Origin of the sequence: Azospirillum rugosum (assembly GCF_017876155.1) — a bacterium.
In the GTDB taxonomy this organism is placed as follows: Bacteria; Pseudomonadota; Alphaproteobacteria; order Azospirillales; family Azospirillaceae; genus Azospirillum; species Azospirillum rugosum.
Genome location: NZ_JAGINP010000023.1, coordinates 118,246 through 138,777 on the forward strand (window position 1 = coordinate 118,246; position 20,532 = coordinate 138,777).

Sequence of the window (20,532 nt, forward strand, 5' to 3'; positions counted from 1 at the left end):
TGAGCGCGATCCCGGCGGAGTTCCCTCCCCCGTCGAAGATGGGGGAGGGTTAGGGTGGGGGCCCAATGCGACCGCTCCCCACGCTCCACGCTCCACACCCCCCTCCCCACACCCCCGCCATGCGAGTTTCACGCTGGCCTTTGCGCGAATCGCCATCGTAGGGTGCGGCCACCATGCCGCACCTCCCCTCTTCCATCCCCCCGTCATGATGATCGCCAACCTTGCCGCGCTCGGCGCCGCGCTCTGCTGGGCGGCGGGCGGGCTGATCGCCATCGGGCCGGTGCGCGCCATCGGGCCGATCGCCTTCAACCGGCTGCGCATGACCTGCGCCTTCCTCGGCCTGTCGGTCGCCACCACGGCGCTCGGCACCTGGCACACGCTGGACCTGAGCGCCGCCGCCATCCTGGCCTTGTCGGGGGCGGTGGGCATCGTCGGCGGCGACACCGCGCTGTTCTGGGCGCTGGGGCGCATCGGCCCCCGGCGCAACTCCGTCATCTACGCGACCAACGCGCCGCTGACGGCCCTGCTCGCCTGGGTCCTGCTGGGGGAGGCGATGGGGCCGTGGACGGCCATCGGCATCCTGCTGGTGACGGCCGGCGTCATGCTGGCGGTCCTCTTCCGTTCCGGCAACCAAAGCCACGACTGGGAGGCGGTGCGCGGGCGCCTGCTGGTCGGGGTCGGCGCCTGCCTCGTCGCGGCCTGCTGCCAGGCGGTGGGCTCGATCATCGCCAAGCCGGTGATGGCCGCCGGCACCGACCCGATCGCCGCGGCGGCGGTGCGCGTCGGCACCTCCGGCCTGCTGCTGTTCGCGGGCGGGCTGCTGCCCGGCCAGCGCTTCGGCTTCGGGGCGGAGCTGACGCCGCGGCTGGTCGGGCAGGTGGCGGTCAACAGCTTCATCGGCCTGGGGCTCGGCATGACGCTCCTGCTGATCGGGCTGGCGCACGGCAACGCCGGCATCGTCGCCACCCTGTCGGCGACCAGCCCCGTGCTGATCCTGCCCATGCTGTGGGTCTGGACCCGCCAGCTTCCCGGCGCCGGCGCCTGGGCGGGCGCCGCCGTCGCGGTGCTGGGCGTGGCGCTGATCGTCAACCGCTAGACCAACCTCACTCCGCGTCCGGCTGCTGTTCCGGCATCGCGTCGGCGAAGGCCGGCAGCGCGAGACAGGCCTCCTCGATCCGCAGCAGGGTCGGGTAGCCGGACAGGTCGCTGCCGAAGCGGCGGGCGTTGTAGAGCTGCGGCACCAGCGCCACGTCGGCCAGAGTCGGCGTGTTGCCGTGGCAGAAGCGCCCGGTTTCCGGCTCCCGCGCCAGCTGGGCCTCCAGCCCCGTCAGGCCGACGGTGATCCAGTGCCGGTACCAGCTGTCCACCTCCGCCTGGAAGTGCCCCATGCCGCCCTTCAGGTGCTGGAGGACGCGCAGGTTGTTCAGCGGGTGGATGTCGCAGGCCACCGCCAGCGCCAGCCCGCGCACCCGCGCGCGGTCCAGCGGGTGGGCGGGCAGCAGCGGCGGGTTCGGGTGCGTCTCGTCCAGATACTCGATGATGGCGAGCGACTGGGTGAGCACCCGCCCGTCCACCTCCAGCGCCGGCACGAGCTTGTGCGGGTTGAGGTCGGCGAAAGGCTCGGCGCTCTGCTCCCCCTTGCGCAGGTGGACGAAGGCCTGTTCGGCCGTGACGCCCTTCAGGTTCAGGGCGATGCGCACCCGAAAGGCGGCGGAGGAGCGGAAGTAGGTGTGAAGCTTCATGATCCCTCCCGATTCTTATCAGCCGCGGTCCCGGCTGCCCGGAACCGTCGGATTTCGTGACACAAACCATGCCATTGTTCCGGCTACATATGTATCATGTGCCACCTATGCATCATGTGGTCGCCCAGCCGAGAGTTCCCCGCCGCATGCCCCGCCCCCGCCGCCCGGACGACCTCGTCGCACCGCTGCTCGACACCATCGCGCCCCGCGCCAAGTCGCTGATCGTCACGGTCTACGGCGACGCGGTGCTGCCGCATGGCGGGTCGGCATGGCTGGGCAGCCTGATCGAGCTGCTGGCGCATTTCGGGTTGAGCGAGCGGATCGTCCGCACCTCCGTCTTCCGGCTGTGCAAGGACGACTGGCTGATCAACACGCAGATCGGCCGGCGCAGCTACTACCGCGTGACGGAAAGCGGACAGGAGCGCTTCGCGGCGGCGGGCCGGCGCGTCTACGCCCCGCTGAACCGGGTGTGGGACCGCGGCTGGCACCTGCTGATGCTGCCCCCCGCCGCGCTGGACGCGGAGTCGCGCGACCGGCTGCGGCGGGAACTGGTCTGGCTGGGCTTCGGGGCGGCGGCGCCCAACGTCTTCGCCCATCCCGACTACGACGAGGCGGCGATGCACCGCCTGCTGGGAGAGCTGGGCGTGGCCGACAAGGTGGTGCACCTGAAGGCCACCCACGACCGCGCCGCCGGCCCCGGCGCGCTGCGCGAGATGGTGCGCGGCTTCTGGGACGTGGACCGGCTGGAGCACGACTACGCCGGCTTCCTCGGCCGCTTCCGCCCGGTCTGGCAAGCGCTGGCGGCGGACGAGGCCACCGACCCGCGCGTCGCCTTCGTGCTGCGCACGCTGATGATCCATGACTTCCGCCGCATCCTGCTGCGCGACCCGATGCTGCCGCCCGACCTGCTGCCGCCGGACTGGCCGGGGCAGGAGGCGCGCACCCTGGCGCGCAACCTGTACCGGCGGCTCCGCCAGCCGTCGGAATCCTTCCTGATGACCGCGCTGACCACCGCCAACGGCCCGCTGCCGGAGGCGCAGCCGTCCTTCGACGCGCGTTTCGGCGGCCTGACGGACGGCGACGGGGACGGTCAGCCGGACGTCCGGCTGTAACGCACGACCTCCTGCTCGATGGCGCCGAAGACGGACGCGCCGGCCGCGTCGAACATCTCGATCCGCACGCGGTCGCCGAAGCGCAGGAAGGGGGTCTGCGGCTTGCCGTCCCGGATCGTCTCGATGGTGCGCATCTCCGCGATGCAGGAATAGCCGGCCCCGCCCTCCCTCACCGGCTTGCCCGGCCCGCCGTCCAGCTTGTTGGACACGGTGCCCGACCCGATGATGGAGCCGGCCACGAGGCTCCGCGTCTTCGCCGCGTGCGCCACCAGCGTCGGGAAGTCGAAGGTCATGTCCACGCCGGCATCGGGCCGGCCGAACAGGTCGCCGTTCAGGTGCGTGACCAGCGGCCGGTGGAGCTTGCGGCCGTCCCAGGCCGCGCCCAGCTCGTCCGGCGTCACCGCCACGGGGGAGAAGCTGGAGGCCGGCTTGCTCTGGAAGAAGCCGAAGCCCTTGCCCAGCTCCGCCGGGATCAGGTTGCGCAAGCTGACGTCGTTGACCAGCATCAGCAGCCGGATGTGCCCGGCCACCTCGTCCGCCGACACGCCCATGGGCACGTCGCCGGTGACCACCGCGATCTCCGACTCGAAGTCGATGCCCCAGGCCTCGTCCGCCACCGGGATCGGGTCGCGGGGGCCCAGGAAGCCGTCGGAGCCGCCCTGGTACATCAGCGGGTCGGTCCAGAAGCTCGGCGGCATCTCCGCCCCGCGCGCCTTGCGCACAAGCTCCACATGGTTGACGTAGGCCGATCCGTCCGCCCACTGGTAGGCGCGCGGCAGCGGCGAGGCCGCCTTGGCAGGGTCGAAGGGCTCCCCCGCCGCCGGGTCGGCGTTCAGGGCGCGGTAGGCCTCCTCCAGCGCCGGCGCCACGGCCGCCCAGTCGTCGAGCGCCGCCTGCAAGGTCGCGGCAATATCGGGCACGGCGCGGCAGCGCGCGAGATCGGTCGACACCACGACGAGCGTGCCGTCCCGGCCGCCTTCTTTCAGGGTTGCCAGCTTCATGCCGGGTCTCTCCTCCCCTTGTTCCTGTTGTCCTTGAAGCTAGTTTCAACTGAAACTGTTGCAAGCAGAAAATCGCGGCGCAGGATGGTGCTTTGCAACCGTCCGCAACCTCTCCAACCTCAGGCCCGACGACCCATGGCTTCCCCCCGGCGCAAGCGCAGCGACACCGAACCCTCATCAACCGGGACCGCGAAGCTTCACCTGACCCGCTTCCTGCCCTACCGCGTCTCGGTCCTGTCCAACGTGGTCAGCCACACGGTGGCGAAGCTCTACGACAAGCGGTTCGGCATCACGATCCCGGAATGGCGCATCATCGCCGTGCTCGGCAGCGGGGAAACGCTGAGCGCGGGGGAGATCGCGCAGCGCACGGCCATGGACAAGGTGCAGGTCAGCCGCGCCATCAGCCGCATGCTCGACTCGGCGCTGATCCTGCGCGAATCGGGCGACACCGACCGGCGCAAGGCCCTGCTGACCCTGACGCCGAAGGCCCTGGAGATTTACGCGGAGATCGTGCCCCTGGCACTCGCCTACGAGGCGCAGCTGACCAGCGCCCTGACGGAGGAGGAGGCCACGCAGCTCGACCGCCTGCTGATCAAGCTGCAAGCCCAGGCCGACCAGCTGGCCGCCACCCCCAACACCCCGTAGGTCGGGTGGAGCGCCAGCGCAACCCAACACACGCCGCCACGCAGACGCTGTTGGGTTTCGCTGCGCTCCACCCAACCTACGATGCTCACGCAAAATCCTTGAAGCTGTCGGCCGCCGCGCGGTCGTAGCCCTGGCTGGCGCGCAGGAGCTGCTGCGTGTAGCCCTCCCGCGCCTCGCCGCGGCGCAAGGACGCCGCGTCCATCTCCTCCACGATGCGGCCGCGGTTCATGACGGCCAGCCGGTCGCACATGCCGGCGACGACCGCCAGGTTGTGGCTGACCAGCACGTAGGTCAGGGCGTGCTCCGCCCGCAGGCGCTTCAGCAGGTTCAGGATCTCCGCCTGCACCGACACGTCGAGCGCGGAGGTCGGCTCGTCCAGCAGCAGCACGCGCGGCTCCAGCACCAGGGCGCGGGCGATGGCGACGCGCTGGCGCTGCCCGCCGGAGAGCTGGTGCGGATAGCGGAAGCGGAACTGCGGCCCCAGGCCGACGTCGCGCAAGCTCCGGTCGATCCGCGCGTCGGCGTCGCCCAGCCGGTGGATGGCGATGGGCTCCGCCAGGATGCGGTCGATGGTGTGGCGCGGGTGGAGCGAGCCGTAGGGGTCCTGGAAGACCATCTGGCAGGACTTGAAGAAGGCCTTGTCGCGGTGCCGCGTCTGCGGCTTGCCGTCCACGGCGATGGTCCCGGTCCAGTCGTGGTTCAGCCCGACGACGGCGCGCAGCACCGTGGACTTGCCCGACCCCGACTCGCCGACCAGCCCGAAGCTCTCGCCCGGCTTCACGTCGAAGGACACGCCCTGGACGGCCGTCACGGCGTCGGCGCCATGGCCGAAGGTGACGCGGAGGTCCTGTACGGTGATCATCGCTGATCCTCCGCCAGCCCTCGTCCCCTCTCCCCTCTGGGGAGAGGGTTAGGGTGAGGGGGTCCGGCTTTTGCCGAACTCTCCGGTCCCCCGACATGGCCCCCCCCCCCCCCCCCCCCCCCCCGGGGGGGGGGGGGGGGGGGGGGGGGGCCCCGGCTTTTGCCGAACTCTCCGGTCCCCCGACATCCCCCTCACCCCGACCCTCTCCCCGGAGGGGAGAGGGAGAGATATCCTCCAACCAAGCGGGGTCGCGGGCCAGCACCGGCAGCTCCGCCCGCGTGTCGTCCAGGCGCGGCAGGCTGTCGAGCAGGCCGCGGGTGTAGGGGTGCTTGGCCGCGTGCAGCTCCGACGCGCGGCAGGTCTCCACGACGCGGCCGGCGTACATGATCAGGATGCGGTCGCAGAAGGACGCGACGAGGTTCAGGTCGTGGCTGACGAAGATCATGCCCATGCCGCGCTTCGAACACAGCTCGTCCATGATCGCCAGCACCTGCATCTGCACCGTCACGTCGAGCGCGGAGGTCGGCTCGTCGGCGATCAGCAGGTCGGGGTTGGGGATCAGCATCATGGCGATCATGATGCGCTGGCCCATGCCGCCCGACACCTCGTGCGGGTAGAGGCCGTAGACGCGCTCCGGGTTGCGGATGCGCACGGCCTCCAGCATCTCCAGCGTGCGCTGCTTGGCCTCCGCCTTGCTGGCCTTGGAATGGACGCGGTAGGCCTCGGCGATCTGGGCGCCGATGGTCATGACCGGGTTGAGGGAGAATTTCGGATCCTGCATGACCATGGAGATGCGCCGGCCGCGGATGTCGCGCAGCCGCTTCTCGGGTGCGGTCAGCAGGTCCTCGCCCTGGAAGGCGAGCTTGTCGGCGGTGACGATGCCCGGCGAGGGGACCAGCCGCAGGATGGCCCGCCCGGTCATCGACTTGCCGGAGCCCGACTCGCCGACGATGCCCAGCTTTTCCCGCCCCACGGTGAAGGAGACGCCGCGCACCGCCTGCGTCACGCCCGTGCGGGTCGGGAAGGAAATGCGGAGGTTCTCGACCTCCAACAACGGTTTGTCGCTCATCAGCCCTTCGGATCCAGAACGTCGCGCAGGCCGTCGCCCAGCAGGTTGAAGCCCAGGCTGACCACGAAGATGGCGATGCCGGGCATGGTGGCGACCCACCACTGCTCCAGCACATACTGGCGGCCGGTGGCGATCATGGCGCCCCATTCCGGCGCCGGCGGCTGCGCGCCGAGGCCGAGGAAGCCCAGCCCCGCCGCGGTCAGGATGATGCCCGCCATGTCCAGCGTCACCCGCACGATCAGCGAGGAGGAGCAGAGCGGCACCACATGGCCGAGGATGATCCGCGCCTTGGACGCCCCCTGCAACCGCACGGCGCTGATGAAGTCGCTGCGGCGGATGGTGATCGTCTCGGCCCGCGCGATGCGGGCGTAGGGCGGCCAGGAGGTGATGGCGATGGCGATGATCGCGTTCTCGATCCCCGGCCCCAGCGCCGAGACGAAGGCCAGCGCCAGGATCAGCTTCGGGAAGGCCAGGAAGATGTCGGTGACGCGCATCAGCACCGTATCGACCCAGCCGCCGAGATAGCCGGCGACCGTGCCGATCAGCAGCCCGGCCACCGGCGCCGTCACCGCGACCAGCAGGACGATCATCAGCGTCAGGCGCGACCCGTAGAGGATGCGCGACAGGATGTCCCGCCCGAAGGCGTCGGTGCCCAGCCAATGCGCGCCGCTCGGCGGCAGCAGCCGCTGCCCGAGATCCTGGGCGAGCGGGTCGTAGGGGGCGAGCCACGGCGCGAGCACCGCCATCGCCACCAGCAGCAGCACGATGCCCAGCCCGACCACCGCCAGCGTGTTGCGCGTGAAGGTCAGCCAGCCGAGGTAGAGCCGCCCCAGCTTCGCCTGGGTGCGGGACTGCGGCGTCTCCGTCGTCAGCCAGGCGCGGAGCCCGCCGGCACCGGCCGCGGAGGCTTGCGTGTGGACGCTCATCGGGCCCTCGGATCAAGCAGTCGGTACAGCAGGTCGGACAGCAGGTTCAGGCCGATGAAGACCGCACCCACCACCAGCGTGCCCCCCAGCACCGCGTTCATGTCGGCGCTGAGCAGCGAGTTGGTGATGTAGAGCCCCAGCCCCGGCCAGGCGAACACCGTCTCCGTCAGCACCGAGCCCTCCAGCAGGCCGGCGTAGGACAGCGCCACCACCGTGGTCAGCGGCACCGCGATGTTGCCCAGCGCGTGGCGCCAGATCACCCGCGCTTCCGACAGGCCCTTCACGCGGGCCGTCGTGATGTACTCCTGCCGAAGCTGGTCCAGCATGAAGCTGCGCGTCATGCGCGCGATGTAGGCCACGCTGTAATAGCCGAGGATCGAGGCCGGCAGCATCAGATGGTACAGCGCGTTCCAGAACACGTCCGGTTCGCCGGCCAGCAGAGCGTCGACGGTGATGACACCGGTGACCGGATCGACGACGCCTTCATAGAAGACATCCACCCGCCCCGGCCCCGGCGCGAACTCCAGCCGCGCGTAGAAGACCAGCAGAGCCATCAGGCCCAGCCAGAAGACCGGGATCGAATGGCCGATCAGCCCGATCACCCGGATCAGATGGTCCGGCCAGCGCCCGCGGTGGACCGCGGCCATCACGCCGGCCGGCACGCCCAGCACCACGCCGATGATCACGGCGGCGGTCGCCAGCTCCAGCGTCGCCGGGAAGACGCGCAGCACGTCCTCCAGCACCGGGCGGGAGGTCAGCACCGACGTGCCGAAGTCGCCCTGCAGCACGTCGCCGACGTAGCGCAGGAACTGCTGCCACAGCGGCAGGTCCAGCCCCAGCTCCTGCCGGACGCGGGCGTAGGTGTCGGCGGACACGCGGTCGCCGACCACGGCGATCACCGGGTCGATGGGCACCACCCGCCCGATCAGGAAGGTGACGAGCAGCAGCCCGAGGAAGGTCAGCGCGACGGAAGCGAGCAAACTCGCCCCCCGCACCACATGGCGCCGTCCCGGCACCCCCGGACGTTTCAAAATAGCGGCCAAGCTTCACCCTGGTTCAAAAGAAATTCCCTCTCCCCTCCGGGGAGAGGGAAGGGTGAGGGGGCAGTCCCTCTCCCCTCTGGGGAGAGGGTGGCCCGCAGGGCCGGGTGAGGGGGTCCCGCACCTCCCGCACGTCCGGCAAAAGCGCATCCCCCTCACCCTAACCCTCTCCCCAGAGGGGAGAGGGAATGAAGTGCGGGAGAGATAAAGGTCAGCCTACTTCTTGCTGACCTTCCAGTAGTAGTTGCTGTCGAAGCTCGGGCCCCAGACGAGGCCGCTGACGTTGCTGCGCTCCGCGATCACCTCGGTCTGCTGGAACATGATCACGAAGGGCGAGTCGTCCAGCACCGTGCGCTGAAGCTCGTCGTACATGGCGGCGCGCTTGGCGGTGTCGCGCTCCTGCACGGCGGCCTCGGTCTTCTTGGTCAGCTCCGGGATGTCCCAGGCGTTGCGCCAGGTCAGCGGCTTGGCCTTGGCGTTGTCGCTGTTGTCCGGGTTGGCCGCGAAGGTGTCGGCGTTGGTGTGCGGGTCCTGGTAGTCGGCACCCCACTGGTACAGCAGCATGTCGTGGTTGCGGGCGCGGTACTTGGTGACGACCTGCTTGCCGTCGGCCGGCAGCAGGTTGATCTTCACGCCCGCCGCCGCGGCGCTGCCCTGGATGGCCTGGGCCATGTCCATGCTGGGCGATGTGTTGCGCACGTCCATGGTGATGCTGAAGCCGTCGGGATAGCCCGCCTGTTTCAGCAGCTCCTTCGCCTTGGCCGGGTCGTACTTATAGGGGTTGTCGTTGACCGCCCCCAGGAAGCCCTTGGGCAGGAAGGCCTGATGGACGGTGCCAAGGCCGTTCATGATGGTCTTGGCCATGCCGTCGTAATCGACGAGGTACTTCATGGCCTTGCGCACCTCGGGCTTGGCCAGGATCTCGTTCTTCTGGTTCAGGCCGAAGTAGTAGAGCGTGCCCTTGGGCGACTGCACGATGCGGATCTTGTCGTTGCCGCGCAGCGGCTCGAACTGCTCCGGCTTCAGGTTGCGGGCCACGTCCACGTCGCCCTTTTCCAGCAGCAGGCGCTGGGTCGCCGGCTCCGCGATGTGGCGGACCAGGACGCGCTTCACCGCGGGGGCGCCGCCCCAATAGTTGGGGTTGGCGTCGAAGGACAGCAGCTCGCTCGCCTTCCACTGCTTCAGGACGAAGGGACCGGAGCCGGCGGAGTTGGTCTTCAGCCAGGCGTTGCCGAAGTCGCCGTTGACCTCCTTGGTCTTGACCAGCTTGGCATCGACGACGGAGGTGACGTCGGCGGTCATGCAGTAGAGCACGAAGGTCGGCGCGTAGGCCTTGTCGGTCTCGAACACCAGGGTGCGCGGGTCGGTGGCGCGGACCTTCTGGTCCACGTTCTCCGGCGTCAGGCCGAACTGGGTCAGGATGAAGGCCGGGCCCTTGTTCATCTTCACGGCGCGCTGGAACGACCAGGCCACATCCTCGGCCGTCAGCGGGTTGCCGGAATGGAACTTGATGCCGTCGCGGATCTTGAAGGTGAAGGTCTTGCCGTCGTCGGAGACGGTCCAGCTTTCCGCCACGTGGCCGTTGATCTTGCTGACGTCGTTGACGTCGAAGGTGACCAGACGGTCATACACCTGCGAGCCGTATTCGGCGCCCGACAGCTCGAAGATTTCGCCGGGGTCGAGCGTCACGATGTCGTCGAACTGCCAGGCCATCACGAAGGTGTCCTTTGGCGTCTCCGCCAGGACCGGACCGGCGCTGGTGCCAATGGCGGTGACGGCTGCCGCACCAAGGGCAATGACGGCCGCGCCGACGAGGCGGCGAGCAAACGGATTCATGATCTCCATACTCCCTGCGAGAGCCCAGACGGATCGAATTCTCTTTGGAATTCTTGGCACTAACCGCAGCGATGATCCGGCGGCACGGGACGGTCTGTCAAGCGGCGGCGGGTCATAAGGGTCTTGCCGGGGCCGCCCCACCCTCCACATCACTCCGACCACAAGGAGGACCGTCATGGACCAGGACCACGAAAACGGCCAGTCGCGCGTGCCCAAGCCGCCGAGCCGCGACGAGGTGGAGAAGATCAGCGACGCGCAGAAATACATCACCGACGACTGGACCGGCGACGGCGGAACGCCGAAGGACGACACCGGCGAACGCCCCGAGGACCGCAAGGACGGTTGAAGCCCCCTGCCCCTTGCGCGTAGCGTCGGGCGGGACCACCACGCGCGGGAAGCATCATGATCGGGAACGACGGCAAGCCGGTGTCGAAGGAGGCCTTGCGCCAGCACCTCGCCGCCTACAACACGCAGTCGCGCGGCTCCAAGGAGTTCGCGGCGATCCCGCGGGCGCTCGTCACCGTCTGCGACAACCTGAAGATGGGCAAGACCACCTACGTGAAGTGCCTGGAGGGGCAGTTGCAGCTGTCGCGCCGCAAGGACAACAGCGTGCAGGCGGGGTGAGGTGAGCGCCGGGAGTTGGGGCCCCCTCCCAACCTCCCCCCACTTCGCGGGGGGAGGGGCTTTGGTCGCGGAGCGGCGGCAGTCCCCTCCCTCGCCGAAGGTGGGGGAGGGTTAGGGTGGGGGCCCAGTGCAACCACTCCCCACCACCCCACTCACCCCACCCGCTCCACCGCGAACACCACCGCCGTGTCCGGCCGGCCCAGCGCCACGCGCACCCCTCCGAACCCCAGCATCCGCCCGCTGAGCGGCGGGCTTTCCCGGCCCCAGGGCAGCGCGCCGTCGGGCACCGGCTCCGGCACGCGCAGCACGTAGGTTGCCTCCGGATCGAGCCCCGGCAGACGCACCAGGATCGGCACTGGCCGGGTGACCAGCCGCGCGACGAGGAACAGCGCCTCCCGGCGATCCTCGGAAACCACGCCGTGCCCGGTGGCCTCCGCCCCGTCCAGGTCCAGCCGCAGCGATCGGCCGCCGTGCAGCAGCGCGCGGTGGCGCTTGTGCAGCGCGATCCAGGCGGCGAGGTCTGCCAGTTCCGAGTCGTCCAGGCCGCGGATGTCCCACTCCACGCCCATATGGCCGAACAGGGCGACGGCGGCGCGGAAGCCCAGGTCGTTGCGGCGGCCGGTGACGGTGCAGCGCTCCCGCCCGACATGGGCGCCCATGACCTCCGGCGGGAAGAACAGGCCGAAGCCGCGCTGGATCGCCAGCCGGTCGTGGGCGTCGTTGCTGTCGCTGACCCAGACGCGTTCCGTCCGCTCCAGGATGCCCCAGTCGGCCCGGCCGCCGCCGGACGCGCAGGTCTCGATCTCCACGGCGGGGTGGGCGGCGCGCAGCCGGTCGATCAGCGCGTAGAGCGCCCGGACATGCCGGCCCCAGGCCGGTTCCCCAGCCACCGCCGCCGGAGCGATGTCGCGGTTCATGTCCCATTTCAGGTAGGCGATGAAACCCGGACGGAGCAGCGCGTCGATCCGGTCGAACAGATAGTCCGCCACCTCCGCCCGCCCGAGGTCCAGGACATACTGCCGCCAGGGCGCTGGCGGGCGCGCAGGGTCGGCGGCCTGCGGCAGCTCCAGGATCCAGTCGGGATGCGCGCGGAACAGGTCGCTGTCGGGGTTGACGTTCTCCGGCTCCACCCACAGGCCGAACTCCATGCCGCGGGCGCGCACGGCGTCGGCGATGGGGGCGAGGCCGTCCGGGTACTTGCCGGCGTCCGGCCACCAGTCGCCGAGCCCGGCGCGTTCGTTCACCCGGCCGTGGAACCAGCCGTCATCGATGACGAAGCGCTCCACCCCCACCCGCGCCGCCCGGTCGATCAGGTCCATCAGCGCGCCGCGCTCGTGCCCGAAATAGATGGCTTCCCAGATGTTCAGATGCACCGGGCGGGGGCGCAACGGCTGGCGCGGCAGGATGCGGCGGCGGACATGGCCGTGGGTGCGGGCCATCAGCCCGTTCAAGCCATCCTCCGCCAGCGCCGCGTAGGCCGGCGGCGTGCGGTGGACCTCGCCGGGCGCCAGGACCACCTCCCCCGGATGCAGCAGCTCGCCGAGTTGCAGGATGCGCGTGCCGTCCGGCCGCGTCTCCACGGACAGGCGGTGGTTGCCGCTCCAGCCCAGGTGGAAGCCGCAGACCGTACCGTGCGCCACACCAAACCCACGCTCCCCCAGCACGAGGCCGGGGAAGGCGTCGTGGCTGGTGCGCCCGCGCCGGTTCTCCCGCAGCAGCACGCCCATGCTGAGGCGGACCCGCCGCTCCTGGAACTCACGGATGTAGGTGCCTTCGGAGAGCAGAGCCTCCTCCAGCCAGGCCGGCAGGGGCAGGCAGAGGGCGGCGCACCAGTCCAGGCGATAGGGCTCGGCGGCGCGGTTGACGACCTCCGCCTCCGTCCGCAGCACGCCGGTCTCGGCGTCGAGGTCCAGCACCAGCGCGACGGCCAGGGAGCCGTCCTCCGCCGCGTGCTCGATCCGGGCTCGGGAGGCGCTTGCGTCAACATCCGCCACACGCAGCCGGGGCGCCCAGCCGCCCGTCGCGTGCCGGCCGGACAGCGCCGGCTGCCCCCAGAAGCCCCAGCCGGACACCGGCAGCAACGGCGGCACCATCGGCGCGTCGAGCCCGGAGGGCGGCAAAGCCCCGCGCAAGCCGGCCTCGTCCACCCCGTCGGGCAGCGCCGGCCCCCAGTAGAGCAGGCGCGCGACGTCCCCGACCCCGAGTGCGACGCTGATCCCGCCGCCCCCCAGATGGACCACCCGCTCCGTCATGACGCCCCTCCGTGTGGTGCCCCTTTCCATGGGCATCGTAGGTTTTGGCATCGTAGGTTGGGTGAAGCGTCAGCGGAACCCAACATCACCGCGCTGGGAACCGTGTTGGGTTGCGGCTGCGCCTTCACCCAACCTACGCGAGCATGGCCCGGCCAACCGCCTCGGCGACCCGTTGCGCGTCATCCGGATCGGTCATGGAACGTGGTTCCTCCCCACACCTTCCGGCGCAGCAGCGCCGAGGCCCGGTAGCGATCCTCGCCGTAGGTGGCGGCCAGCGCGTCGAGCACCGCGACGACGCGGTCGAGCCCGATCGACTCGGCCCAGGCCAGCGGCCCGGTGGGGTAGTTCACCCCCTTGGTCATGGCCGTGTCGATGTCGGCCGCGCTCGCCACCCCGTGCAGCACGGCGTCGGCGGCCTCGTTCGCCAGCATGGCGACGGTGCGCATGACCAGCAGGCCCGGCAGGTCGTCCAGCCGCGACACGCGCTTGCCCAGCGCCTGGAACAGCCCGGCCGCGGCGGCGATGGCCCCGTCCGACGCCCCGTCGGCCGCCGCGATGGCGACGCGAGTCGCCGTTCCATAGTCATGGGCGAGGTCGAACAGGACGAGGTCCCGGCATCCGCTCTCCGCCGCGCGCCGGGTGGCGCTGCGCCCGTCGGTCAGGGCCAGCGTCACCCCGTCGAGGAGCAGCGTCCCCGCCCCGTCCCGCTCCTCAACCGCGATGCCCGCCTCGCGGATCGCCCTCACCAGCCCCTGCGCCGGGCCGAGGTGGCCTTCGACCACCACGCGGAACGGGCGGGGGACCTGCGGCAGGTCGGCCGCCGCCGGCCTCAAAGCGCCAGAGCTGTGGTCGTAGACGCCGCGGCCGGTCTTGCGCCCCAGCCGCCCGGCCTCCACCAGCTCCTGCTGGATCAGGGACGGTTGGTAGCGCGGGTCGCCGAAACAGGCGGCGTGGACCGACCGGGTCACCGCGAAATTCACGTCGTGGCCGATCAGGTCCATCAGTTCGAACGGCCCCATGCGGAAGCCGCCGCACTCCCGCATCACCGCGTCGAGCGTCGCCGGGTCGGCCGCCTGCTCCTGCAAGGCGCGCAGCCCCTCGGCGTAGAAGGGCCGGGCCACGCGGTTGACGATGAAGCCGGGGGTGGAGCGGGCGTGCACGGGGCACTTGCCCCAGGCCGCGGCGGTGGCGAACAGCGTGTCGGCCACCGCACGGTCGGTCGCCAGCCCGCTGACCACCTCCACCAGCGCCATCAGCGGCGCGGGGTTGAAGAAATGCAGCCCGGCGACGCGCTCCGGCCGTGTCAGTGGTGCTGCGATGGCCGTGACCGACAGGGAGGAGGTGTTGGTGGCGAGGATCGCGTCCGGCGCCACGACGCCCTCCAGCTCCCGGAACAGGGCGCGCTTGGCCTCCAGCTCCTCGACGATGGCCTCCACCACCAGCCGGGCGGGCGCGAGGTCGGCCAGCCCGTCCACCGGCCGGAGGCGGCCGAGGAGGTCGGCGCGGGCGGCCTCCGTCATCCGGCCGCGGGCGACCAGCTTGGCCAGCGCCTCGCCGATGCCCTGCGCCGCCTTGGCCGCGGCGCCGGGGCGCGCGTCGGCCATCAGGACGCGGTGCCCGGCCGCCGCCGCGACCTGGGCGATGCCGGCCCCCATGGCGCCGCAGCCGACGACGGCTATGGTGTCCCCCCGGCCGAGGGGGACCATCACTTGCCCTCGAACGTCGGCGCCCGCTTTTCCAGGAAGGCGGTGACGCCCTCGCGATAGTCCGCCGTGCGGCCCGCTTCGCGCTGGAGGTCGCGCTCCAGGTCCAGCTGCTCGTCCATGGTGTTGGTCGCCGCGGCATAGATGGCACGCTTGGTCAGCGCCAAGCCGCGGGTCGGCTGGGTGGCGAGCTGCCGGGCCAGCGCCGTCGCGGTCGGCATCAGCTCCGCGTCGTCCACCGCCTTGTGGATCAGGCCGATGCGTTCCGCCTCCTCCGCCGACAGCTTCTCGCCCAGCATGGCCAGCGCCATGGCGCGCTGCGTGCCCACGCGGTGCGGCAGCAGCCAGGTGCCGCCCGCGTCGGGGATCAGCCCCAGCCGGCAGAAGGCCTGGATGAAGCTCGCCGACTTCGCCGCCAACACGAGGTCGCAGCCGAGCGCGATGTTCGCCCCCGCCCCGGCGGCCACGCCGTTGACCGCGGCGACCACCGGCATCTCCAGCCCGCGCAGCGTGCGGACCAGCGGGTTGTAGTTCGTCTCCAGCGCGGCGCCGATGTCCGGCGGCCCCTGGCTCGATCCCATGGCCCCCGGCGCCATGGCGCGGTCGGACAGATCCTGCCCGGCGCAGAAGCCACGCCCGGCCCCGGTCAGCAGCAGGCAGCGCACGGCCGGGTCGCCCTTGACGCGGGCGAGCGCGTCGCGCACCTCCGCGTGCATTTCGTTGGTGAAGCTGTTGAGCTTGTCGGGCCGGTTGAGCGTCAGCGTGGCGACACCGTCGGCCACCTCGAACAGGATGTTGGCGTAATTCATGGCCGAACTCATGGGCGGATGTCCGCCGCGCAACGGGTCGTTTCCATCTCGGTCGCCTGTCCCTTCCTGCGGGTCTTCTTGTCGTATCAATGTGATACAGTTTTTGTGGCTGTTCGCCGTTTCGTGAAATATCCCACCGGAATTGTTGGCGAGGCAAGCGGTAAAACGGACCCCCGAACCGATGCAAAGAGATACAGATCAAGAGCCATACTCCGAAATCCGGTATCACGACGCCGGAGCGCTGATGTAAGGTTCGGGGATGGCTGAACCCCCGATCGGCGGCTTGCGCAGGCCCGATCGCAACGAAAACGAACAGCCGCAAAATCGAGGAAGGAGACGCCCGCATGACCGCGCAACCGCTGTCCCCGCCCCTATCCCCGCACGAGCTGTATGGGCGCCACCGCGCGACCCTGGACCAGGCCGTCGCCGCCTCGCGCGCGCGGGGCTACTGGTCGCCCTTCGCCGAGATGCCGAGCCCGCGCGCCTATGGCGAGACGGCGGCGGCCGACGGCGAGACCGCCTTCAAGGCGCGGCTGAACAAGCTGTTCCCGCTCGACCAGCCCGCGGGACAGGGTTTCGTGGGGGCGGAGCGCTCGCCCTTCGGCCTGAAACTGGGCGTCACCTACCCGAAGCCGGACCTGGACGCGCTGCTCGCCGCCGCGAAGGCAGCCATGCCCGGCTGGCGCAAGGCCGGGCCGGACGGCCGGGCCGGCGTCTGCCTGGAAATCCTGACGCGCCTGAACAAGCGCAGCTTCGAGATCGCCAACGCCGTCCAGCACACCACGGGGCAGGCCTTCATGATGGCCTTCCAGGCCGGCGGCCCGCACGCCCAGGACCGCGGGCTGGAGGCCGTCGCCTACGGCTGGAAGGCGATGACCGACCAGGTGCCGTCGGCCCGCTGGGAGAAGCCGCAGGGCAAGAACCCGCCGCTGGTCATGGACAAGCGGTTCGAGGTGGTGCCGCGCGGCGTGGCCGTGGTGATCGGCTGCGCCACCTTCCCGACCTGGAACGGCTACCCGGGCCTGTTCGCCAGCCTCGTCACCGGCAACGCCGTCGTGGTGAAGCCCCACCCCGCCGCCATCCTGCCGCTCGCCATCACGGTGGAGGTCTGCCGGGAGGTGCTGGCGGCGGCCGGGCTCGACCCCAACCTCGTGACGCTCGCCGCCGACAGCGCCGACGCGCCGATCACCAAGGAGCTGGCGACCCGGCCGGAGGTCGCGCTGATCGACTTCACCGGCTCCAGCGAATTCGGCAGCTGGCTGGAGCAGAACGCCCGCCAGGCCCAGGTCTTCACCGAGAAGGCCGGCGTCAACACGGTCATCATCGATTCCACCGACGACCCCAAGGGGATGGCGCGCAACCTCGCCTTCGCCCTGTCGCTCTATTCCGGCCAGATGTGCACGACGCCGCAGGCGATCTTCGTGCCCAAGGACGGCATCCGGGCGGGTGGCGAGCATCTCGGCTTCGACCAGGTCGTCCAGGCCATCGCCACGGCCACGGACAAGTTCCTGTCCGACCCGGAGCGCGCGGTGGAGGTGCTGGGCGCCATCCAGTCCGACGCCACGCTGAAGCGGCTGGAAGACGCCCAAGCGCTGGGCACCGTCGCGCTGGCCTCCCGCGCCATCGCCCACCCCAAGTTCCCGGACGCCCGCGTCCACACGCCGCTGATCCTGGTTCTCGACGCCAAGGACGAGGACAAGTACGGGCAGGAACTGTTCGGCCCCATCGCCATGATCGTGAAGGTTGAGGGCACCGACGACGCCCTGACCCGCGCCGCCCGCCTCGTCCGCGAGAAGGGGGCGCTGACCGCCGCGCTCTACTCCACCGACCAGGATGTCATCGACCGGGTGCAGGACACGCTGACCGAGGCCGGCGTCGCCCTGTCCGTCAACCTGACCGGCGGCGTGCTGGTCAACCAGTCCGCGGCCTTCAGCGACTTCCACGGCACCGGCGCCAACCCGGCCTGCAACGCGGCACTCTGCGACCTCGCCTTCGTGGCCGGCCGCTTCCGCGTCGTGCAGACCCGCGTCCCGGTGGCGGCCTGATGGAGAAAGGCATGAGCAGCCTGCCCCGCCCCAAGGTCTATGCGATCGACGGCGTGGTGCCCGTCATCCACCCCACCGCCTTCGTCCACCCCTCGGCCGTGCTGATCGGCGACGTGGTGGTGGGGCCCGGCTGCTACGTTGGGCCCTGCGCCAGCTTGCGCGGCGACTTCGGCCGCATCCTGCTGGAGGAGGGCAGCAACGTGCAGGACAACTGCACGCTCCACGCCTTCCCCGGCCACGACGCGGTGGTGGAGGTGGACGGGCACATCGGCCATGGCGCCGTGCTGCACGGCGGCGTCGTGAAGCGGGGCGCGCTGGTCGGCATGAACGTGGTCATCATGGACGGCGCGGTGATCGGGGAACAGGCCATCGTCGCCGCCATGGCCTTCGTGAAGGCCGGCCTGATCATCCCCCCGCGCACGCTCGCCGCGGGGCTACCGGCCAAGGTCGTCCGCGAATTGCGCGAGGACGAGATCGCCTGGAAGCACGAGGGGACGCTGGAATACCAGCGCCTGACCCGCCGTTCGCTCGCCACCATGGTGGAGTGCGACCCGCTGACCGAAGAGGAACCCGACCGGCCGCGGGTGGACAGCGGCGACGTGCAGCCGCTGCACAAGGTGAAAGGGTAGCGGGGTTCTGCCCCCTTCCTCCGCTAAACGCCAAAGCGAATGAGAGGGGGGTCGCCCCCCTCACGCATCGGCCAGCAGGTCGTCGAAGCCTTCGACGCGCTTCAGCATCGACTGCCGCAGCTTCAGCAGCGCCCGGTGCTCCAGCTGGCGGACGCGCTCCTTGCTGACGCCCAGCTCCCGGCCCAGCTCCTCCAGGGTGGCGCCTTCCTCGCGCAGGCGGCGTTCCTGGATGATGGTGCGTTCGCGCGGGCTGAGTTCGCCCAGCGCCTCGGACAGCCACTCCGACCGGGTGCGGCTGTCCCGCATGCCGATCACCACGTCCTCCGGCGAGGGCCGCTGGTCGGCGAGGAAATCCTGCCAGTCCTCGTCGGACCCGTCGGCGACCGGCGAGTTCAGCGACTGGTCCGACGCGGACAGCCGCATCTCCATCGCCTCGACCTCGGTGACGTCGACCTGGAGTTCGCTGGCGATCCACTCCCGGCCCTCCTTGGTCAGCCCGCCGCCGCTGCCGCCGCCGTTGCCCTGGCTGATGCTTTCGATCTTCGCCCGCAGGCGCCGCAGGTTGAAGAACAGCGACTTCTGCGCGGCCGTCGTGCCGGTGCGCACGATCGACCAGTTGCGCAGGATGTAGTCCTGCATGGCCGAGCGGATCCACCAGGCCGCGTAGGTGGAGAATCGCACCTCGCGGTCCGGCTCAAAGCGGCTGGCGGCCTGCATCAGCCCGACATTGCCTTCCTGGACGAGATCGCCCATGGGAAGGCCGTAGTTCCGGAAACGGGCTGCCGTGGCCACCACCAGCCGCGTGTATGCCCTGACCAGCTCATGCAGCGCCCGCTCGTCACCCGCCTCGCGCCATTTCCGGGCGAGGTCGAATTCGTGGTCACGAGTCAGCAGAGGCTCGCGCATGGAGGCCTTGATGAAACTCAGGTTCGCGCGCTGAGTCTCGGGATCGTCGATATACGCCATACGTCCCTTCCTTCCCGTCTGGGCGGCCTTTGTCCTTGGTCCGGACTCCTTGAGGGGCGCTCGACCTTGATCGACCCCTGGGTCCGATGGTCCGTCGGTTCTTCACGGGATGCCGACGGTTGGGACAACAGCCGTTACCTCGCCCCGTTACATGATCATACGCACAACGGGGGGCGTCGGATCAGCCCTACCAAATGGTTAAGTGGCCTATCGATCCGTGTAGGGACGTACGGCAGATGGAAAAAGGGGAGATGGTGTCAAACCTGGAACAGGTCCAGGATCTCGCCCGAAGGAGACAGGCAGCCGCAGACGAGGTGCCCCCCAAAGCCGCAGCCGCCGTCGAGCGTAGCGACAAAATCGGTCACGGAAACCCCGCGGCCGGCCGGGTCATAGCCCCGCACGACCCGCGAAAAGCCACCGTAAGGCGCTGACATCTGGGCGAAATTCGCCGATCCCCACCAGAAGGCGTCCCCCTGGTGGGTGAGCGGCCGTCGCACGTCCACGCCGGCGCTGACCAGCAGCACGCCGCCCTCTCCCCGGTCGGGATCCCGGGCGGGGTCGAGGCAGTAGGCGGCGCGCCGCAGCGCGTTGAACACATTTTCGTGACCGGGCCGCTGCTGCATGGCCTGGCGCAGCCCCTGGGTCCAGCGGCCCAGCATCATGGTGCCGCCGCGCGCCGCCGCCATGCCCTGCTCCACCGTGCCGCCATAGGCGGCCAGCGTGGTGCCGGCGCCGTGCTTGGTCATCCAGTCCAGCACCTGCTGCGGATCGGGCGCGAACTGCAGCTGCAGCAGCTTCTGCCACATCTCCTCCTGCGCGCCGCGCAGGTAGACGATGTCGTCGGCCTCCATCCCGCGCCAGCTCAGCAGCCAGATGCGGAAGGCGAGCAGGGCGTCGATGGTCTCCAGGATGCGCTCGCCCCAGCCGATCATGTTGCCGAGGTAGACGAGCCGGTCGCCGGGCTCGAACCGCGAGGCCACCACCTCGTGCACGGCGTAGAGGTGGTCCAGCTGCGCGTGGACGGAGCCGATGGCCCAGATGCGGCGCGGCTGGCGGAGATCGACGAATTTCTGCGGTTCAGACATCCCGGCGCACGCTCTTTCCATCCCTCGGCCCGACCTGGCCAAATCTGCTCAGGGGCAAACCTGCTTCGGTCGGCAGGGCGGGAGTTTAGGCGGCGCGCACCCGCGAAGAAAGCCGAAAACATAAGACAAAGGCGCGGCCAAAAGGCCGCGCCTCCAAAGACATAGAACCCTCGGGAGCCCCCGTGG

Annotated in this window: 18 protein-coding genes and 1 pseudogene; 7 read left to right on the forward strand and 12 right to left on the reverse strand. The window is 70.3% G+C overall.

Annotation, left to right across the window (positions count from 1 at the left end; genetic code table 11):
• Positions 1–205: 205 nt before the first annotated feature.
• Positions 206–1,096, forward strand: a complete 891-nt coding sequence (locus tag J2851_RS27190; RefSeq protein ID WP_209770247.1) for a DMT family transporter — start codon at positions 206–208, stop codon at positions 1,094–1,096.
• A gap of 7 nt (positions 1,097–1,103) precedes the next feature.
• Here the strand turns inward: J2851_RS27190 and maiA are convergent, their stop codons facing one another.
• Positions 1,104–1,742, reverse strand: coding sequence for a maleylacetoacetate isomerase (gene maiA / locus J2851_RS27195; RefSeq protein WP_209770248.1), 639 nt, complete (start codon positions 1,740–1,742; stop codon positions 1,104–1,106).
• Between the two features lie 146 nt (positions 1,743–1,888).
• Between maiA and paaX the strand changes: the two genes are divergently transcribed.
• Positions 1,889–2,854: a phenylacetic acid degradation operon negative regulatory protein PaaX gene (gene paaX, locus J2851_RS27200; RefSeq protein WP_209770249.1), complete on the forward strand. Its 966-nt coding sequence runs from the start codon at positions 1,889–1,891 to the stop codon at positions 2,852–2,854.
• Here the strand turns inward: paaX and J2851_RS27205 are convergent.
• Entirely contained in the window at positions 2,833–3,855 is a 1,023-nt protein-coding gene (locus J2851_RS27205) for a fumarylacetoacetate hydrolase family protein (protein ID WP_209770250.1), read from the reverse strand. The genes paaX and J2851_RS27205 overlap by 22 nt on opposite strands.
• Positions 3,856–3,990: 135 nt before the next feature.
• Between J2851_RS27205 and J2851_RS27210 the strand changes: the two genes are divergently transcribed.
• Positions 3,991–4,500 carry a MarR family winged helix-turn-helix transcriptional regulator gene (locus tag J2851_RS27210; protein ID WP_209770252.1) on the forward strand — a complete coding sequence of 170 codons (510 nt, stop codon included), beginning with the start codon at positions 3,991–3,993 and terminating at the stop codon, positions 4,498–4,500.
• Between the two features lie 85 nt (positions 4,501–4,585).
• Here the strand turns inward: J2851_RS27210 and J2851_RS27215 are convergent, their stop codons facing one another.
• The 5 genes and pseudogenes from J2851_RS27215 to J2851_RS27235 all read right to left on the reverse strand — a co-directional run bounded on the left by J2851_RS27215 (position 4,586) and on the right by J2851_RS27235 (position 10,233).
• Positions 4,586–5,362 carry an ABC transporter ATP-binding protein gene (locus J2851_RS27215; RefSeq protein WP_209770254.1) on the reverse strand — a complete coding sequence of 259 codons (777 nt, stop codon included), beginning with the start codon at positions 5,360–5,362 and terminating at the stop codon, positions 4,586–4,588.
• Between the two features lie 232 nt (positions 5,363–5,594).
• Positions 5,595–6,431 (reverse strand): annotated as a pseudogene (locus J2851_RS27220) (ABC transporter ATP-binding protein); the annotation flags it as partial.
• Entirely contained in the window at positions 6,431–7,357 is a 927-nt protein-coding gene (gene nikC / locus J2851_RS27225) for a nickel transporter permease (RefSeq protein ID WP_209770256.1), read from the reverse strand. The pseudogene J2851_RS27220 and the gene nikC, both read right to left, overlap by 1 nt.
• Positions 7,354–8,373 (reverse strand): ABC transporter permease, encoded by a 1,020-nt coding sequence (locus J2851_RS27230; protein ID WP_209770258.1) that lies wholly within the window; start codon positions 8,371–8,373, stop codon positions 7,354–7,356. Before J2851_RS27230 ends, nikC begins: the two co-directional genes overlap by 4 nt.
• Positions 8,374–8,613: 240 nt before the next feature.
• A complete protein-coding gene (locus J2851_RS27235; RefSeq protein ID WP_209770260.1) occupies positions 8,614–10,233 on the reverse strand; it encodes an ABC transporter substrate-binding protein in 1,620 nt (539 codons plus the stop codon).
• 175 nt (positions 10,234–10,408) lie between these two features.
• On the opposite strand from J2851_RS27235, the gene J2851_RS27240 reads away from it, so the two are divergent.
• Both J2851_RS27240 and J2851_RS27245 read left to right on the forward strand, forming a co-directional pair.
• Entirely contained in the window at positions 10,409–10,579 is a 171-nt protein-coding gene (locus J2851_RS27240; RefSeq protein ID WP_209770262.1) for a hypothetical protein, read from the forward strand.
• 56 nt (positions 10,580–10,635) lie between these two features.
• A complete protein-coding gene (locus tag J2851_RS27245) occupies positions 10,636–10,857 on the forward strand; it encodes a hypothetical protein (protein ID WP_209770264.1) in 222 nt (73 codons plus the stop codon).
• Positions 10,858–11,009: 152 nt separating this feature from the next.
• On the opposite strand, the gene J2851_RS27250 is transcribed toward J2851_RS27245, so the two are convergent.
• The 3 genes from J2851_RS27250 to paaG form a co-directional block, all read right to left on the reverse strand.
• The gene (locus J2851_RS27250; protein WP_209770266.1) at positions 11,010–13,109 is read right to left on the reverse strand and encodes an alpha-galactosidase; all 2,100 of its coding nucleotides are present in this window, start codon (positions 13,107–13,109) and stop codon (positions 11,010–11,012) included.
• A gap of 179 nt (positions 13,110–13,288) precedes the next feature.
• Positions 13,289–14,815, reverse strand: coding sequence for a 3-hydroxyacyl-CoA dehydrogenase PaaH (paaH, locus tag J2851_RS27255; protein WP_209770268.1), 1,527 nt, complete (start codon positions 14,813–14,815; stop codon positions 13,289–13,291).
• Entirely contained in the window at positions 14,815–15,633 is an 819-nt protein-coding gene (paaG, locus tag J2851_RS27260) for a 2-(1,2-epoxy-1,2-dihydrophenyl)acetyl-CoA isomerase PaaG (RefSeq protein WP_246500964.1), read from the reverse strand. Before paaG ends, paaH begins: the two co-directional genes overlap by 1 nt.
• A gap of 332 nt (positions 15,634–15,965) precedes the next feature.
• On the opposite strand from paaG, the gene paaN reads away from it, so the two are divergent.
• Both paaN and J2851_RS27270 read left to right on the forward strand, forming a co-directional pair.
• A complete protein-coding gene (paaN, locus tag J2851_RS27265) occupies positions 15,966–17,666 on the forward strand; it encodes a phenylacetic acid degradation protein PaaN (RefSeq protein WP_211114450.1) in 1,701 nt (566 codons plus the stop codon).
• An 11-nt stretch (positions 17,667–17,677) separates the two neighbouring features.
• Positions 17,678–18,295 carry a phenylacetic acid degradation protein PaaY gene (locus J2851_RS27270; protein WP_209770269.1) on the forward strand — a complete coding sequence of 206 codons (618 nt, stop codon included), beginning with the start codon at positions 17,678–17,680 and terminating at the stop codon, positions 18,293–18,295.
• A 60-nt stretch (positions 18,296–18,355) separates the two neighbouring features.
• Here J2851_RS27270 and J2851_RS27275 read toward each other — a convergent pair whose 3' ends face one another.
• Together J2851_RS27275 and J2851_RS27280 are read right to left on the reverse strand one after the other, a co-directional pair.
• Entirely contained in the window at positions 18,356–19,261 is a 906-nt protein-coding gene (locus tag J2851_RS27275) for an RNA polymerase factor sigma-32 (RefSeq protein WP_209770270.1), read from the reverse strand.
• Between the two features lie 257 nt (positions 19,262–19,518).
• A complete protein-coding gene (locus tag J2851_RS27280) occupies positions 19,519–20,346 on the reverse strand; it encodes a hypothetical protein (protein WP_209770271.1) in 828 nt (275 codons plus the stop codon).
• Between the last annotated feature and the right edge of the window lie 186 nt (positions 20,347–20,532).